This window comes from Rhizobium sp. R86522 (assembly GCF_042466255.1).
GTDB lineage: Bacteria > Pseudomonadota > Alphaproteobacteria > Rhizobiales > Rhizobiaceae > Allorhizobium.
In genome coordinates this window covers 1,074,261-1,091,688 of record NZ_JAXHBX010000001.1, presented here as the reverse complement: position 1 = coordinate 1,091,688, position 17,428 = coordinate 1,074,261, and the positions used below count along the sequence as shown (strand labels likewise).

The 17,428-nt window shown below is 60.9% G+C and carries 14 protein-coding genes; 12 read left to right on the top strand and 2 right to left on the bottom strand.

Going from position 1 to position 17,428, the window contains the following annotated elements:
- Nucleotides 1–54: 54 nt before the first annotated feature.
- A complete protein-coding gene (locus SJY08_RS05185) occupies nucleotides 55–1,077 on the bottom strand; it encodes a LacI family DNA-binding transcriptional regulator (protein ID WP_377274910.1) in 1,023 nt (340 codons plus the stop codon).
- A gap of 315 nt (nucleotides 1,078–1,392) precedes the next feature.
- On the opposite strand from SJY08_RS05185, the gene SJY08_RS05180 reads away from it, so the two are divergent.
- The 7 genes from SJY08_RS05180 to SJY08_RS05150 all read left to right on the top strand — a co-directional run bounded on the left by SJY08_RS05180 (nucleotide 1,393) and on the right by SJY08_RS05150 (nucleotide 8,711).
- Complete coding sequence (locus SJY08_RS05180) at nucleotides 1,393–2,679, top strand: ABC transporter substrate-binding protein (RefSeq protein WP_236759398.1); 1,287 nt, start codon at nucleotides 1,393–1,395, stop codon at nucleotides 2,677–2,679.
- Between the two features lie 205 nt (nucleotides 2,680–2,884).
- Nucleotides 2,885–3,832, top strand: a complete 948-nt coding sequence (locus tag SJY08_RS05175) for a carbohydrate ABC transporter permease (RefSeq protein WP_054151609.1) — start codon at nucleotides 2,885–2,887, stop codon at nucleotides 3,830–3,832.
- The gene (locus SJY08_RS05170) at nucleotides 3,829–4,773 is read left to right on the top strand and encodes a carbohydrate ABC transporter permease (RefSeq protein WP_054151608.1); all 945 of its coding nucleotides are present in this window, start codon (nucleotides 3,829–3,831) and stop codon (nucleotides 4,771–4,773) included. Before SJY08_RS05175 ends, SJY08_RS05170 begins: the two co-directional genes overlap by 4 nt.
- Nucleotides 4,770–4,958: a hypothetical protein gene (locus SJY08_RS05165; protein ID WP_054151607.1), complete on the top strand. Its 189-nt coding sequence runs from the start codon at nucleotides 4,770–4,772 to the stop codon at nucleotides 4,956–4,958. Before SJY08_RS05170 ends, SJY08_RS05165 begins: the two co-directional genes overlap by 4 nt.
- A 3-nt stretch (nucleotides 4,959–4,961) precedes the next feature.
- Entirely contained in the window at nucleotides 4,962–6,059 is a 1,098-nt protein-coding gene (locus SJY08_RS05160) for an ABC transporter ATP-binding protein (protein WP_377274909.1), read from the top strand.
- Nucleotides 6,052–7,047 carry an ABC transporter ATP-binding protein gene (locus SJY08_RS05155; RefSeq protein WP_377274908.1) on the top strand — a complete coding sequence of 332 codons (996 nt, stop codon included), beginning with the start codon at nucleotides 6,052–6,054 and terminating at the stop codon, nucleotides 7,045–7,047. The genes SJY08_RS05160 and SJY08_RS05155 overlap by 8 nt, the downstream gene beginning before the upstream one ends.
- An 11-nt stretch (nucleotides 7,048–7,058) precedes the next feature.
- Nucleotides 7,059–8,711: a dihydroxyacetone kinase subunit DhaK gene (locus SJY08_RS05150; RefSeq protein ID WP_153762458.1), complete on the top strand. Its 1,653-nt coding sequence runs from the start codon at nucleotides 7,059–7,061 to the stop codon at nucleotides 8,709–8,711.
- A 261-nt stretch (nucleotides 8,712–8,972) separates the two neighbouring features.
- Here SJY08_RS05150 and SJY08_RS05145 read toward each other — a convergent pair whose 3' ends face one another.
- On the bottom strand, nucleotides 8,973–9,728 hold the full coding sequence (locus tag SJY08_RS05145) for a DeoR/GlpR family DNA-binding transcription regulator (RefSeq protein WP_054151604.1): 756 nt from the start codon (nucleotides 9,726–9,728) through the stop codon (nucleotides 8,973–8,975).
- Between the two features lie 243 nt (nucleotides 9,729–9,971).
- Between SJY08_RS05145 and SJY08_RS05140 the strand changes: the two genes are divergently transcribed.
- The 5 genes from SJY08_RS05140 (at nucleotide 9,972) to SJY08_RS05120 (ending at nucleotide 17,426) form a co-directional block, all read left to right on the top strand.
- On the top strand, nucleotides 9,972–10,937 hold the full coding sequence (locus SJY08_RS05140) for an ABC transporter substrate-binding protein (RefSeq protein ID WP_377274907.1): 966 nt from the start codon (nucleotides 9,972–9,974) through the stop codon (nucleotides 10,935–10,937).
- A gap of 100 nt (nucleotides 10,938–11,037) precedes the next feature.
- On the top strand, nucleotides 11,038–12,054 hold the full coding sequence (locus tag SJY08_RS05135; protein WP_377274906.1) for a glycine betaine/L-proline ABC transporter ATP-binding protein: 1,017 nt from the start codon (nucleotides 11,038–11,040) through the stop codon (nucleotides 12,052–12,054).
- A gap of 4 nt (nucleotides 12,055–12,058) precedes the next feature.
- A complete protein-coding gene (locus tag SJY08_RS05130) occupies nucleotides 12,059–14,083 on the top strand; it encodes an ABC transporter permease (protein ID WP_377274905.1) in 2,025 nt (674 codons plus the stop codon).
- A complete protein-coding gene (locus SJY08_RS05125) occupies nucleotides 14,080–14,988 on the top strand; it encodes a choline kinase family protein (RefSeq protein ID WP_069040983.1) in 909 nt (302 codons plus the stop codon). The genes SJY08_RS05130 and SJY08_RS05125 overlap by 4 nt, the downstream gene beginning before the upstream one ends.
- Complete coding sequence (locus tag SJY08_RS05120; RefSeq protein WP_377274904.1) at nucleotides 14,985–17,426, top strand: FAD-dependent oxidoreductase; 2,442 nt, start codon at nucleotides 14,985–14,987, stop codon at nucleotides 17,424–17,426. The genes SJY08_RS05125 and SJY08_RS05120 overlap by 4 nt, the downstream gene beginning before the upstream one ends.
- The last annotated feature ends 2 nt before the right edge of the window (nucleotides 17,427–17,428 follow it).

The window sequence follows — 17,428 nt, the reverse complement described above, 5'->3', positions numbered from 1 at the left end:
ATCGGCAAGCCACACGACTGACCTGACGCCTACGGCTCCGCTCAGACGTCGCGCTTAGAGGTTTTCCTTGAGCAGGATCTCGATACGGATCTTTTCCTGTGCAGCCAGCGGCTCGCGGGCATCCGATCGGGCGCGCATGATACGAATTGCGCTGCGCACAGCATGGCCCGGATCTTGTGCGATGACGGCATCGATCACCTCGTCGCGAAGCGCCTGTTCGGTAAAAGGCGTTCGCTCGTGTACAACCACCGCAATTCTACTCAGCTCAACATTTCCAGAAGCTGCCAGGATCGGCAAGCGAGCCTCTGCGCTCAGCACGTAGATGCCAGCTACGTCGCGATTGCCAGCCAGCACGCGGCCAACCACCTGCCGCGTGCGTGCCTCATCGGCATGGGTTTCGATCGAAGGCAGGCAGGTCAGATGCGGAAACATCTGGTTGATGACCTGGTCAAAGCCGAGGCGGCGCTGGATGCTATCGAGCGATTGCATGGTTTCTGCAATCACCAAGACTTTCCCAGGCTGTGAACCTGCCAGCATGCCCATCAGCTTGCCAGCGGTTGCTCCAGCCGCAAAGTTATCAATGCCGACGAAATCAGCCTCAGGCAGTTTCTCCTGACCGGAAAGAAACTGCACAACCTTGATATTGCGCTCAAGCAACCGGGCCATGGCGTCACGCACCTGCGGGGACTCGGGCGCCATTAAGGCAACACCGTCAACGGTCTCCCTGTCCAGACCGGAGAGGAGCTTTGCGATGCCATGTGCATCGTCGGTCGCGATCTGACGGCAGGTGATTTCAGTGAGGTCGCCTTTCAACGCAACGGTCAGCTCCTCCACATGGCGTAGGAGTTCAGTGAGGTACATATCGCCGCTAACCGGCAGCAGAAACAGGAAGCGATATAGTTTGCTGCGGGCCAGGCTGACGGCTGCCGGGTTGCGCACAAAGCCGATCCGCTCGATCGCGTCGTTCACCAGCCGAGCAGCCTTCGGGCTCACATTGGGCCGGTCATTCAAGACACGGTCGACAGTCGCAAGGCTGACGCCCGCAGCCTCGGCCAGATCCTTCGCTGTAGGACGCATAAAGACTTCCTGCTGATTTCCCCCTGGCAGAGCTTTCCTTCAAATCGCGGCAAAACGCAAGAAATGATGTGCGCACCTCAAAAACGACTTGCTTTGAGGTGCGCACATCAATTAGCCTTGTACGTGGCTCAGGTCGGCGCAAGCAACGCCGCCCGTTCCGCTGGAGGAGGCCGGCCAGGATGAGGGTCCGGAGCCGGCATTTGGCCCGAAAGGGCGTTTCGCCATCCGTTGGAGACCGGACGGCGCTGGGAGGATGACATGATGAAATCCCTTTATGTGAAAGGCCTGCTTGCTGCCGCGACAGTCGGATCTTCAATGAGTTTCGGCGCTGTCGTGGCGCATGCCGATGAAAAGGAACTGACACTCTGCTGGGCCGCCTGGGATCCGGCGAATGCGCTGGTCGAACTCAGCAAGGATTTTGAGGCCTCGTCCGGCATCAAGATGAAATTCGAGTTCGTGCCGTGGCCGAACTTCGCCGACCGCATGCTCAACGAGCTCAACTCCGGCGGCAAGCTCTGCGACCTGATGATCGGCGACAGCCAGTGGATCGGCGGTGCCGCCGAAAACGGCTGGTATGTGAAGCTCAACGATTTCTTCGACAAGGAAGGCATCAGCATGGATGCCTTCGTGCCGGCAACCGTCACAGGCTATTCGGAATGGCCGAAGAATACCCCGAACTACTGGTCGCTACCGGCCTTTGGTGACGTGGTCGGCTGGACCTATCGCAAGGACTGGTTCGAACGCCCGGAAATCCAGACAGCCTTCAAGGAAAAGTTCGGTCGCGACCTGACGCCACCGGCAACCTTCGACGAACTCAAGCAGGTCACCGAATTCTTCCAGGGCCGGGAGATCGATGGCAAGACCGTCTACGGCGCCTCGATCTATACCGAGCGCGGCTCGGAAGGCATCACGATGGGCGTGATGGACGTGCTCTACAGCTATGGCTTCAAGTACGACAACCCCGAAAAGCCCTATGAGATGGAAGGCTTCGTGAATTCGGAAGGCGCCGTGAAGGGCCTCGAATTCTACAAGTCGCTCTATGATTGCTGCGTCGCGCCGGGCACGTCGAACACCTACATGGGCGAAGGCATTGACGCGTACAAGTCGGGCCAGGTCGCCATGCAGATGAACTTCGCCTTCACCTGGCCGGGGTTCGAGGCGGATCCGAATGTCGGCGGCGGCAAGACCGGTTATCTCGTCAATCCCGCGGGCCCAGGCGGCGAGAAGTTCGCCCAGCTCGGCGGCCAGGGCATTTCGGTCGTCGCCAATACCGACAACATGGACGGCGCGCTGGCCTACATCAAGTGGTTCGCCCAGAAGGATGTGCAGGACAAATGGTGGTCCATGGGCGGCTTCTCGTGCCTTCGCGCCGTGGTCGAAGACCCGAACTTCGCCAAGAGCCAGCCCTATGCACAGACCTTCCTCGACAGCATGGCAATCGTGAAGGACTTCTGGGCCGAGCCGTCCTATGCGTCGCTCCTTCAGGCATCGCAGAAGCGCTTCCACGATTATGTCGTCGCTGGCAATGGCACCGCCAAGGAAGCGCTTGACGGGCTGATCGCCGACTGGACGGAAACCTTCGAGGACGAAGGTAAGCTCTGACATAGGACGAGCTTGATGCCCGGACCCGGGTAAGCCCCCTACTCTCTCCCTCGGCGATGCCGAGGGAGAGACACAGAGCCAGCGCTGCCGCCGGCACCAATCTTTAAAACCCTTGAAGCCTGCCGGCTGAAGCTGAACCTTGCCTCTTTGCGACAAGGCACAAGGACCCGGCTGCCCATTTGGAAACGTCACACGGATCGGGACGATGACCGACAAAACTGCAGACCGCCTCGCCCGCGCAACACCCGAACCGGTTGCAAAACGTATCCGGGGACTGAGCGATAGAGCCATTGCCTGGATTTTTGTCGCGCCGACGATCTTCCTGCTTCTGTCGGTCAACATATTTCCGCTGATCTGGACCATCCGCCTGTCCTTCACGAACTTCGCCGCCAACAAGCCGAATGCGGAAGTGCAGTGGGTCGGGTTGCGCAATTACATGCGCATCCTGACAGACGCCGACACCTGGGCGAACATGCAGACAACCGCCCACTTCCTCATCTGGACAATCACCTTCCAGGTGCTGATCGGCTTCTCCCTGGCATGGCTGATCAACCGCAAGTTCAAGGGCAATGACCTGGTCACGACATTGATCGTCATCCCGATGATGCTCTCGCCCGCTGTGGTCGGCAATTTCTGGACCTTTCTCTACCAGCCGCAAATCGGCCTCGTGAACTACGCCGTCGAATTCCTGACCGGCATTCCGGCCGACAGCTTCTCGATGCTTGGCCCCGGCGGCTGGGCACGCTGGGCGATCGTCATTGTCGACACCTGGATGTGGACGCCCTTCGTCATGCTGATCTGCCTGGCGGGCCTGCGTTCCATACCCGACTACATCTATGAGGCAGCGGAGGTCGACCGCGCATCGAAGTGGCGGCAGTTCTGGACGATCACCCTGCCGATGGCGCTACCGTTCCTGATGCTTGCGGTCCTGTTCCGCGGCATCGAAAATTTCCGGATGTTCGACCTCGTGGTCCTTCTGACCGGTGGCGGACCGGGGGACGAGACACTGCTCGCCTCGATCGATCTGAAGCGAGAGGCCTTCGAAAAATGGCGGACCGGCTATTCCAGTGCCTATGCAATCATCCTGTTCGTCACGGTATTCGGCCTCGCCTCCATTTACGTCAAGGCACTGAACAAGGTTAAGGAACGATGAGCGCACATTCCGTCACCGAACCGTCGCCTGCCTCCAAGTGGATTGCAGGCATCCTTGTCGGACTTTACGCGGTAATCACGCTGATCCCGTTGCTGTGGATCATTTCGACGAGCTTCAAGTCCGGCCCGGACTCGATCAGCTATCCGCCGAAAGTGGTCTTCCAGCCGACGCTTGAAGGCTATGTGAACCTCTTTACAACACAGTCACGCCCATCGGCACAGGACCTTGCCAAACTGCCACCGCCCACCACCTGGTATGACAAGATCACCCGAGACAGAGGCATGATCATCTCGGGTCCGTCGCGCTTCGGTCAGAGGTTCCTGAATTCGGTCATCATCGGCTTCGGCTCGACATTCCTTTCAATCTTCCTCGGAACGCTTGCCGCTTATGCCTTCAGCCGCTTCAAGGTGCCGCTCAAGGATGACCTCCTGTTCTTCATCCTGTCGACCCGCATGATGCCGCCGATTGCGGTCGCGATCCCGATCTATCTGATGTTCCGCCAGCTCGGCCTTTCCGACACCCACCTCGGCATGATCCTGCTCTATACGGCGGTCAACCTGTCGCTGTCGGTCTGGCTGCTCAAGGGCTTCATCGATGAAATCCCGCGCGAATACGAGGAAGCGGCACTGATCGATGGCTATACCCGCTTCCAGGCCTTCTACAAGGTCGTGCTACCGCAGGCCGCAACTGGCATCGCCTCGACCGCGATCTTCTGCCTGATCTTCGCCTGGAATGAATATGCCTTCGCGGTCCTGCTGACGAGCGGCAATGCCCAGACGGCACCTCCCTTCATTCCAACCATCCTCTCAGTCGGCGGCGGAATCGACTGGCCAGCCGTTGCAGCGGCTGCGACGCTGTTCTTGCTACCCGTGGTCGTCTTCACCGTTTTGTTGCGCAAGCATCTGCTGCGCGGCATCACATTCGGAGCCGTGCGCAAATGATGAACTTCCTTACCCGCCTCAGCCGGTTTCGCCGGTCCGAATGGGAAATGATCGCCTCGGCCTTGATTGCGCTCGGCGTGGTCATGCTCATGCAGCCGCTTTCGCTGACGCTCTTTACCTTCTCCTTTCCGGTGACGCTGATCGGAACCGTCATGTTCATCGTCGTCAGTCATTTCCCGGAGTAAGTGATGGCTCAGATCCGCGTTCAAAACCTGCGTAAAGACTTCGGAGCCTTCAATGCGGTGAAGTCGTCGACCTTCACCGTCGAGGACGGTGAGTTCTTCATGCTGCTCGGCCCGTCAGGTTGCGGCAAGACGACGACGCTGCGGATGATGGCTGGCCTTGAACTGCCGACCAGTGGCGAGATCTATATCGGCGGCGACGAGGTCGGCATGAAGCGCGCGAGCGAGCGCGACATCGCCTTCGTCTTTCAGATGTTTGCGCTTTATCCGCATATGAATGTGCGCAAGAACATCTCCTATCCCCTGGTGAGCCAGGGCGTGGCGCGCGCAGAAGTCGATCGCCGTGTCGCCGAAGTCGCCCGCATCCTGCAGATCTCATCGATCCTCGACAAACCCGTCGGCGGGCTTTCGGGCGGCGACCGGCAGCGCGTGGCGCTTGGCCGTGCGATCGTACGCCAGCCGAAAGCCTTCTTCATGGACGAGCCCCTCGGCGCACTCGATGCGGAATTCCGCGAACATATGGCCGAGGAGCTGCGTGCCCTTCATGACCGCATGGGGGCGACCACCGTATATGTCACCCACGATCAGCTGGAAGCCATGCAGATGGGCGACAAGATCGTCGTCATGAACCATGGCGTGATCGAGCAATTCGGCAAACCCCAACAGATCTACGACTGGCCGGCAACCAAGTTCGTGGCAAAGTTTATCGGCTCGCCGCCTATGTCCTTCCTTGAGTTCGAAGGCGCGATTGAAGAAGGCGGCAATGCAGTGGAGATCGGTGGATCGCGCATCGAGCTTCCCACATCCAGGGAAGGCTGCAGGGGTGCGCTGACACTCGGGGTGAGGCCGGAACATGTCCGCCTGTCGGACGCGGCCGACCTTCGCGGACGGGTGGCCGCCGTTGAATATCTCGGCACCACACAGATCCTCACGATCGAGACCAACCACGGAGAGATCAAGGCGCGGACAGCATCAAGCGATGTGATCCGAACGGGGGCTTCCGTTGGGCTTGAATTGGATCGCCGCTCGCTCACCCTTTTTGATGCGAAAAGCGGGAGGGCACTGGTGTCCGAAGCGAATGAAGGAGTACTTGCTCGTGGCTGACGTCGTCCTTTCCAGCATCAGCAAGTCGTTCGGCGCCACCCGTGCGCTCGATGACGTGACGATGACCGTTCCGCATGGCTCGTTCGTGGTACTCCTGGGGCCCACCGGAGCCGGAAAAACCACCCTTCTGCGCACGGTGTCCGGCCTCGACACACAAGACAAAGGCGACGTCAGGATTGGCGGACGCTCCATGGCAGGACTGACACCAGCACAGCGCAATGTCGCGATGGTCTTTCAGCAGTATTCCCTCTACCCGCACATGACGGTGCGGCAGAACCTCGAATTTCCGCTGAAGTCGCCGCTGCTGCGCACGCCGCAGGCGGAGATCGACCAGAAGGTCAAGGCAATTGCCGAGGTCCTGCAGATCTCCCACAAGCTCGACAACAAGGCGACAGCCCTTTCGGGGGGAGAGATGCAGCGCGTATCGATCGGTCGCGCGCTGGTCCGCAATCCGCAGATTTATCTGATGGACGAGCCACTCAGCTCGCTCGACGCGAAACTCCGCGCGGATCTCCGCGTTGAACTGAAGAACATCCAGGCTCAGTCGGGCGCCACGTTCCTCTATGTGACGCATGACCAGATCGAGGCGATGACCATGGCGACCCATGTCGGTGTACTCAAGGAGGGTCAACTCGCGCAGTTCGGATCGCCGCGCGAGATCTATGAAACGCCGGTCAGCATCTATGCAGCAACCCGGCTTGGTCAGCCGCGCATCAACGTGCTCCCCGCAAGCCTCTTCCCCGGCGCACCTGTCAGGGCCCATTCCATTGGGCTGAGGCCCGAGCATATTCTTGCGGGAGAAGGCCAGGAAGCTCAGGTCACCCGGGTCGAACATCTCGGCGATCAGACGCGCCTTCATCTCATGCTCGGGGAACACCCGATCATCACCGTCACCGATGCCCATACCGCTCTCAAGGGCGGCGACATCATCAAAATCCAGCCGCACAAGCCGCTTTATTTCGATGCGGCCGGAATGCGTCTCGTCTAAGGGAGGGTCTCATGCCACAATTCCTCAACAGCAGGGAAAATGCCGTCACCGAAGCAATCGACGGCGTACTCATGGCCTCAGCCGGAGCCTTGAGCCGCCTGGATGGCTTTCCGCATATTCGCGTCGTGGTGCGGTCCGACTGGGACAAGTCGAAGGTGGCGATCGTGTCGGGCGGCGGATCCGGCCATGAGCCGGCCCATGCAGGCTTTGTCGGACGCGGCATGCTGACGGCCGCTGTATGTGGTGATGTCTTCGCCTCCCCGAGCGTCGACGCCATTCTGGCTGCAATCCTTGCTGTGACCGGCCCGCTCGGTTGCCTGCTGATCGTCAAGAATTATACTGGCGACCGGCTGAACTTCGGCTTGGCGGCCGAGCGCGCGCGCGCCTTCGGGCTCAATGTCGGGATGGTGATCGTAGATGATGACATTGCGCTTCCCGACCTGCCGCAGTCCCGCGGAGTCGCGGGCACGCTCTTCGTGCACAAGATCGCCGGTGCGATGGCCGAAAACGGCGCAAGCCTCGATGCCGTCATCGACACTGCACGCCGCGTGATCGCCAATATTCGCTCGATCGGGATTTCGCTAGACACCTGCACCGTACCGGGCTCGCCCAAGGAGGCGCGAATTCCCGAAGGCCGCGCTGAACTCGGCCTTGGCATCCATGGTGAGGCGGGCGTGGAGCAGATCGAGTATGACGGCGTGCGTGGCGCGGTGGCAGCGATGGTGGACCGCCTTGCCGTGGGCATGGAAGACAAGCCGCATGTCGTACTGATCAATAATCTTGGCGGCACCTCCGTGCTCGAAATGGCCGTGGTCCTCAACGAACTTGTCCAGTCAGCGATCGGCGAACGGATTTCGCATATCGTTGGTCCTGCCCCATTGATGACCTCGCTCGACATGCAGGGCTTTTCGATCTCGGTCATGCCGGCGGAAAAAGCCGACCTCGACCTGCTTGCCAAGCCAGTCGATCTTGCAGCATGGCCAGGCGTAACGGCTATCCGGCCGGTCAACCTCATCGCCCTGCCCGACGGATTGACCCCGATCGCGCCACTTGCCTCGCAGCATTTGCCGACCCGTCAATTTCTCACCGAGTGCTGCAAGCTTCTGATCGAGGCTGAAAAGGACCTCAATGCACTTGATGCAAAATCCGGTGACGGCGATACCGGCTCGACCCTTGCAAGCGCCGCACGGGCCCTGATCGAGGCTCTGGACCGCCTGCCGCTTGCTGACCATACCCAGTTACTGCGCGCCATGGGTCAGGAGCTTAGCCAGACCATGGGCGGTTCGTCCGGAGTGCTGCTCGCCATCTTCTTTGCTGCGGCAGGCGATGGAGCCTCAAGTGGGCTCGGCATGCGCGACGCGTTGAAGGCCGGGCTTGCCCGCATGCAGGAAATCGGCGGCGCTGCGCTCGGCGACCGAACCATGATCGACGCACTTTCGCCTGCGCTTGATGCCTATGACAAGGGTTTCGCGGCAGCAGCAAGTGCTGCACGCGCAGGTGCCAACCTCACCGCAACCTACGTCAAGGCCCGAGCCGGGCGGGCCGCCTATATCAATGCTCAGCAGCTCGAAGGACACATCGATCCAGGTGCAGAGGCTGTCGCGCGTCTCTTCGAGTTCCTGGCGCGACGCCATGGCGGCTCTCAGGGCAAGGCAGCTGAGTGATGCACTGAACCAAGGACGGGTGCGGTGGATGCCGTGCATCCGCACCGTCTCTGACGCGCCAATTTAAAACTGTCTTCGGACCGGGACTTCAGGCTCGAACGCGCAGACCAACCGAGACATCGCGGGACCCTGACTGTCAAAGCGACGTGACGATCGATCATGGCCTCAACGTTTCCAACAAACGTGGTCTTCTAGGCGCGCAAAACGTGCGTCCCGATCGGGAAGTTCGGCTACCGGCCGAAGAACACATAGCCTCAGAGTTCAGGCAAGCAACACACTGGTACCGGCTGCAGCCATAGCCTCGGCAATGTCCGGTGGAGGCTGGACATCGGTCGCAAGCTCAGCGATCGCCTCGAAGCCACAGACACGGACCAGACCCTCGCGACCGAATTTACTCCGGTCCGTCACAACCAGCGTGCGTCGTCCGCGCGTGATAACCGTGCGGGCAAATTCCGCCTCATCCAGATCGTAATCCATCATCCCCTCTGAATTCACGGCACCCGTCGAGATGATCGCGTGGGTTACGGAAAATCGACTGATGAAATCGATAGCCGTACTCCCGAACGCCGCCCCGTTGTCGCTGCGCAACTCCCCGCCTGCCATGTAAACTTTGTTGTCATTCAGCGTAGCAAGCGTGCGCGCGATGTCGGAAGAGTTTGTCACGACGGTCAGACGCCGGTGACCCAGGAGTTCCCGCGCAAGGAAGCTCGTTGTCGTGCCTGTGTCCATCATGATCGAGTCCCCGTCACGTATGGTCGCTGCAACAGAGGCCGCGATGGCCCGCTTGGCCTCGCTGTTTTCACGCATCCGGCGTTCGAACGGCGCCTCGCCGACCATGGAAGTCAGGCTCACTGCGCCATGCATCCTGATCAGACTGCCACCGTTTGCCAACGGCTTAAGGTCCCGCCGGATGGTCTCCAGCGATACACCGAGTTTGCGCGCAAGGGCCGAAAGGGCCACAGTTCCCTCGCGATCCAGAACACGCAAGATCTCTCGCTGCCGTGTTGAAGGGGGCATGACCATCTCCATCCTGCTCGTCACCGCATCGTTAGCTCGCGGCAACACCCGCTTCAAGTAGGCACCACATAATCGGTCAGAAAATCACAAAATGCCACAGATTCGGATTGACAAGCTCTCTCGCTTGACCCGAGACTGCGGACATACACGCGGTCGTCATCAGATACGAAAAGTACGGGGAACGGCGACCGGGTGCCTTGCCAGATTTAAGCAATCTCAACGGGCTCTACTGGGAGAACTCGAATGCTTCACCATGACCGCATGCCGAGAACTATCGCAGCCGCATTGCTGATGACTGCCGCATTCTTCGTCACACCGACATCAGCGCAGGAATCCACCGATCCGATCAAACTGACATTACATGACTGGACAGGCCAGTTGATCACCACCCAGATCATGGGCGAGGTGTTGAAGAAGGGGGGCTATTCCGTCGAGTTTGTTCAGGCCGACTATCTGGCCCAGTTTGCCGGTCTCGAATCCGGAGACCTCCATGTTGCCATGGAAATCTGGGAAACGACCGGCCGCGAGGCGATGGACGCAGCCACGGCAACGGGCAAGGTCGAAAACCTCGGCGAAACCGGCATGCAAGCCAAGGAAGAATGGTGGTTTCCCGAATACATGAAGGAGAAATGCCCCGGCCTGCCGAACTGGGAAGCTCTGAAGACTGAAGCCTGTGCCGAAGCCTTCTCGACGGCGGAAACAGCGCCGAAAGGCCGCTATCTCGGCGGTCCGGTCACCTGGGGCGGATTTGATGACGAACGTGTCGAAGCGCTCGACCTGCCCTTCGAGGTCGTGCATGCCGGAACCGATGCGGCACTCTTCGCAGAGCTTGAAAGCGCCTATCAGCGTCAGGCACCGATCCTCCTCTGGATCTACGCGCCGCATTGGGCCCCAGCCAAATACAAGGGCGAATGGGTCGAATTCCCGCAATACACCAAGGAATGCTACACCGACGCCGCCTCGGGCTCTAACCCGGACATGGCCTATGATTGTGGCAAGCCCTTCGGTCCGATCTGGAAGGTCGCCTGGTCCGGTTTGAAGGACAAGTGGCCCGGCGCCCATGAGGCTATCAAGGCCTTCAACGTCGGCAACGACGAAATGGGCGCGATGATCACCAAGGTCGATCTCGAAGGCAAGAAGGTCGAGGAAGTCGTGGCCGAATGGGTCGGCGCCAACGAGGCCAAATGGTCGGAATGGATCAAGAAATAGCCGGACTGGCTTAGGTCGCCCGCGCACTCCCTCGGCGCGGGTGACCGTTCTTTCGAGCGGCCCCTGCGGGCTATCCGTCCTGCGATCCAGCGGAACTGCCATGTCGACTGAAGCCAAACTCGTCTGCCGCAATGTCTGGAAGATATTCGGTGCGGGCGCCCGCGATGCCATGTCCTCCAACGATGGCAAGCCTGACGCCGAGACGCTGTTAAATTCCGGCCTGGTCGGCGCAGTCAGGGACGTCAATCTTGCGGTGAGAGCCGGCGAAATCTTCGTGATCATGGGGCTCTCAGGCTCTGGCAAATCAACACTGGTGCGCTGCCTGTCACGGCTGATCGAGCCGACATCTGGCGAAATACTTTTCAACGGGGAAAACCTGCTCTCAGCCAGCGAAGCGCGGATGATCGAGATCAGGCGCCATCAGATGGGCATGGTCTTCCAGCATTTTGCGCTACTGCCGCATCTGACGGTGCTCGACAATGTCGCCTTCCCCCTGGAAGTCCAGGGCATAGACCGGCCGACGCGGGAGGGTCGCGCCAGACGCATGGTCGAACTGGTCGGTCTCGCCGGCAAGGAGACCTCCTTCCCGCGCCAACTCTCCGGTGGCCAGCAGCAACGCGTCGGCATTGCCCGCTCGCTCGCGGTCGAACCCGAACTCTGGTTCCTGGACGAACCTTTCTCGGCGCTCGATCCGCTGATCCGACGCGAAATGCAGGACGAATTCCTGCGCCTGCAATCGGTGCTGAAGAAGACCATTGTCTTCATCACCCACGACTTCGACGAAGCGATCCGGCTCGCCGACCGCATCGCGATCATGAAGGATGGCGAGATCGTGCAGGCCGGCACCCCCGAAGAACTCGTTCTGGCGCCCGCCACCGATTACGTCGCCGAATTCACCCGCAACGTCGCCCGTTCCAAGGTCGTCAAGGTCGCCTCGCTGATGAAGGCCGCAACCGGGCCCCTGCCCGCGGTCACCACCTCGCCATCGGCTTCCATCTCGGAAGCCGCCCCCCTGTTCTCCACAGCCGGTGACACGCTCGGCATCGTCGATGCAGACGGCCGGCCGGTTGGTCTCCTGCGACGCAGCGATGTCGTCGACGTCATGATGCAGGGCTGAGCCGATGAGCGCGCTATCCGCCCCGCCATTCCACGCCGACGAGACCGGAAGCGCGCCGTCTGGCAAACGCTTCGTGGATATCGCCCTGGCGCTTGCCGCCTTTGCCATGCTCATGGCCTGGTGGCTCGGCCCGTCGATCGGAAAATGGGCCTTCGACTATCCACGCGCCTGGCAAATCCCCGCGGCTCGACACATCAGCGGCTGGATGAAATGGCTGGTCAACGAAGCGAGCTTCGGCCTCTTCTCCTTCACTGATCTCACGCGCTTCATCGCAGACCTAATCGACATTCCCTACACGTTTGCGCTCAGCCTGCTCTCGACCGGCTTCCTCTCGGGCCAGGGATCCGCCGCAGTCCAGATCGTGCCGCCGATATCCTACCTGGGTGTCATCGTGCTCGTCGGTCTGATGGGATTTTATGCTGGCGGCGCCAAGTTGGCGGCACTGGTCGTCACCTGCTTCGGATTCCTCGCCGCATTCGGCCAATGGTCGAGCGCCATGGTGACGCTCTCCTCCATCCTGGTCGCTGTTCCGATCGGTGTCATTCTCGGCCTTTTACTCGGGCTCGCCGGCTACCGCTTTCCGTGGATAGAACGGGCGATCTCGCCACTTCTCGACCTGATGCAGACCATCCCGATCTTCGCCTATCTCGTGCCGATCCTTTTCCTCTTCGGTTTCGGGCCGACGGCAGCCATCGTCGGGACCATTGTCTACGCCATGCCGCCCATGGTGCGCATCACCCTACTGGGCCTGAGAGCCGTTCCGTCGGAAATCCGCGATCTTGGCCAAATGGTCGGCTGCTCGCGCAGACAGATGACCTGGAAGGTCATGGTGCCCTCGGCCGCCGACGCGCTGATGGTCGGCGTCAACCAGGTCATCATGCTCTCTCTCAACATGGTGATCATCGCATCGATGATCGGCGCTGGCGGCCTGGGCTTCGATGTGCTGGCAGCGCTCCGTCGTCTCGACATCGGCGCCGGCTTCGAGGCGGGTTTCGCAATCGTCGCACTCGCCGTCGCCCTCGACCGCTTGAGCCAGGCCTTCGCGCGAAAGGCCGGCGTCCCGTCCGTCATAGCGACCAGCGACCACAACCTGATGCAGCGCCACCCGTATCTGACCGCAGGCCTTGCCGTGATCGTCTTCAGCTTCGTCGCAAGCCTGATCTCGCCTGCTTTCGCCACCCTGCCCGACAGCCTCATCCTGTCGACCGGCACCTTCTGGAACGAGGTGGTGAAATGGATCAACATCAACTTCTTCGACGCGCTCGAGGCGATCCGCACCACCCTCCTCATCCACCTTCTGGTACCGATCAAGCGCTTCCTGGCCGAGTTGCCCTGGCTGGGTGTCGTCGCCGTGTTGGCCATCGCCGGCTACCGCCTCGGCGGGCTGCGGCTCGCTGTCCTGGCCGCCACGCTCTCCTTCCTGATCGCCGCGACTGGCCAATGGGAAAAGGCGATGGTGACGGTCTATCTCTGTGGCATCGCGGTGATCATCGCCTGCCTGATCGGTATTCCAATCGGCATTCTCGCAGCAGAGCGTGAGCGGCTCTGGCGCTGGCTGCAGGTGGTGATCGACACGCTGCAGACGCTACCTTCCTTCGTTTATCTGATGCCGGCCGTAATGCTCTTCCGGGTCGGCGACTTCACAGCTCTGATCGCCATCGTTGCCTACGCCGTGGCACCAGCGATCCGCTACACGGCACTCGGGGTCCAGCGCGTCGATCCGAAGGTCGTCGAAGCCGGACGCGCCATGGGGTGCACGCCCTTTCAGATCCTCACCAAGATCAAGTTGAAGCTCGCACTTCCCGAACTCATGCTCGGCCTGAACCAGACGATCATGTTCGCCCTCTCAATGCTCGTGATTACGGCCTTGGTCGGCACCCGCGATCTCGGCCAGGAGGTCTATATCGCTTTGACCAAGGCCGATACCGGCCGCGGCATTGTCGCAGGCCTCGCCGTTGCCTTCATCGCCATCATCGCCGACCGGTTGATCTCTGCCGGCGCTGCTCGTCTGAGGGAGCGGATGGCATGACCGACATCGCCCCGAACCCAGTACTCGAAGATCGCATCGCGTCCCTGCCCTGCTGGAATGGAGCGCTGGAGATCTCCGTGCTCAAGGGCGGCCTCAGCAATGAGAGCTTCCTGGTGGCCGATGCCTCTGGCCGCCACGTCGTGCGCTTCGGGACAGATTATCCCTTCCATCACGTTTCCAGGACCCGCGAACTCATGACGGCCCGCGCTGCCCACGCGGCCGGCTTCGCTCCGAAGGTGGAGTATGCAGAATCGGGCGTTATGGTTTCTGCCTTCCTCGACGCGAAGACGTTTTCGGCAAACGACGTCGCGGCCGAACGCGAGCGCGTGGCGCTCCTTCTCCACCGGTTTCACAAGGAAATGCCACGCCACGTAACCGGTGCGGGCTTCATGTTCTGGCCCTTCCACGTGGTGCGCGACTATGCCCGCACGCTCGAGGCAGGCAACAGCCGGATGATCCCGGAGCTGGCCCAATTTCTCGTGCTGGCGCAGGAGCTGGAATCCGTGCAGGCGCCGCTTCCCATCGTTTTTGCCCATAACGACCTCCTGCCCTCCAACATTCTCGACGATGGCAAAAGGCTCTGGCTGATCGATTTCGAATATGCCGGTTTCTCGACGCCCATGTTCGACCTCGCCGGTGCGACCTCCAATGCCGGCCTGACACCCGACCAGTCGGAAGAGTTCCTCACCGCCTATTTCGGTGGTGTGCCCTCGACCGAGATCCGCCACTCGCTCGCCGCCATGCAATGCGCCTCCCTGTTGCGCGAGGCGATGTGGAGCATGACCTCCGAACTCTACCTCGATGCGCCGGGGGCCGACTATGTCGGCTACACGGCCGAAAACCTCACGCGCCTCCAAGAAGCGCTGGACCACTACAACTCAGTCTACGGGAACCATGCGTCATGACCCTGCCCTCCCACGCCCAGATTGTCGTCATTGGCGGTGGCATCATCGGCTGCTCCACCGCCTATCATCTCGCCAAGGATCACAAGGCAGACGTTCTGCTCCTCGAACAGGGCGCCCTCACATCGGGTTCGACCTGGCATGCGGCCGGTCTCGTCGGCCAGCTGCGTTCGTCCGCCTCGATCACCCGCGTGCTGAAATATTCGGTTGAGCTCTACAAAGGGCTGGAAGCCGAAACCGGGCTCGCAACGGGCTGGAAGATGACGGGCTGCCTGCGGCTGGCCACCAATCAGGATCGCTGGACCGAATTCAAGCGCCTCGCCACGACGGCCGGGAGCTTCGGTATGGAGATGCATCTCGTTTCTCCCCAAGAGGTGAAGCGGATGTGGCCGCTGATGAATGTCGATGATCTCGTCGGTGCGAGCTGGCTGCCGACGGACGGTCAGGCGAGCCCTTCTGACATCACCCAGTCGCTGGCAAAAGGCGCCCGCATGCATGGCGCGAAGATCGTCGAAAACGTTCGGGTCATCGGCTTCGAGTTGAAGGACGGCCGGATCACCGCTGTGAAAACCACGCTGGGCGACGTCGCCTGCGAAAAGGTGGTGAACTGCGCAGGCCAATGGGCGCGCCAGATCGGCGACATGGCCGGCATCAACGTGCCTCTACAGGCGGTCAAGCACCAGTATATCATCACCGAGAAGATCGACGGTCTTTCGACCGATGCCCCGACCATCCGCGACCCTGACAGGCGGACCTACTACAAGGAAGAGGTTGGCGGCCTGGTGATGGGCGGCTATGAGCCCAATCCGCAACCCTGGCTCACAGGCGACTTGCCGAATGACTGGGCTTTCCGCCTCTTCGACGACGATTACGACCATTTCGAACAGCACATGATCCAGGCCGTCGAGCGCGTACCAGCTCTGGAGACGGTGGGCGTCAAGCAGATGATCAATGGTCCGGAGAGCTTCACGCCCGACGGCAACTTCATCCTCGGCGCAGCCCCCGAATGCAAGAACATGTTCGTCGGCGCCGGGTTCAACGCCTTCGGCATCGCGTCCGGCGGAGGCGCCGGCTGGGTGCTGGCGCAATGGGTTGTCGACGGCGAAGCGCCGCTCGATCTCTGGGTCGTCGACATCAGGCGTTTCGCCGGCATGCATCGCGACCGCCAATGGGTCTGCGACCGCACGCTGGAAGCCTATGGCAAACATTACACAATTGCCTTCCCGCACGAGGAATATGAAAGCGGCCGCCCGCGTCTTGTCTCTCCGCTCTACGACCGCTTGAAGGCATCAGGCGCCGTCTTCGGCTCAAAGCTCGGCTGGGAGCGCCCCAACTGGTTCGCACCATCAGGCGTGGTACCGAAGGACGTTTACTCCATGGGCCGGCAGAACTGGTTCGGGCCTGTTGGCGAAGAGCATCGCCACGTGCGCGAGGCGGTCGGGGTCTTCGACCAGTCGTCCTTTGCGAAATACGAGCTTTCAGGTCCCGATGCCCTCAAAGCACTCGACTGGATATGCGCCAACGATGTGAACAAGCCCGTCGGTCGCCTGACCTACACACAGCTTCTGAACACTCGGGGGGGCATCGAGGCGGACTTGACCGTCGCGCGCTTCGCCGAAGACAAATTCTACATCGTCACCGGCACCGGCTTCCGCACCCACGACTTCGGTTGGATATCAGACCATATTCCTGCCGGTCTGGACTGCACGCTCTCCGACATTACCGAAGACTGGGGCACGCTGTCGCTGATGGGACCAAGGGCCCGCGAAGTACTCGCCGGCGTCACCGCCGCAGATGTGTCGAATGCGGCATTCCCCTTCGGCCATGTGCGAGAAATCGGGATTGCCGGCGCCACCGTTCGGGCGCTCCGGGTCACCTATGTCGGCGAACTCGGCTGGGAACTGCACATACCGATCGCCGCACTCGGAGAAGTTTATGATGTCCTGATGGCAGCGGGCAAAACCCATGACATCCGCCCCATCGGTTATCGCGCACTGGAATCCCTGCGCCTCGAAAAAGCTTACCGTGCCTGGAGCTCCGACATCACGCCGAACGACACGCCCTTCGAGGCTGGACTAGGCTGGGCGGTGAAACTCCGCAAGAACACCGATTTCCTTGGTCGCCGAGCGCTGGAAGGCCTTGCCGGTCAGCCGCTCAAGAAACGGTTCATGGGCTTCACCGTCGACGACCCATCGATCGTGATCGCGGGACGCGAGACGATCCTCAGGAACGGCGAGGCCGTCGGCTACCTGACCAGCGGCGGCTATGGCTACACGCTCGGCCGAAACATTGGCTACGGCTATGTTCGCAACACTGAGGGCGTTAGCGACGACTATCTGAAGAGCGGAACTTACGAGCTCGTGGTCGCGGCGGAAAAGACGCCGGCCACCCTTCACTTCGGGCCGATGGTCGACCCGGCCATGGACAAGATCAAGGCCTAAGG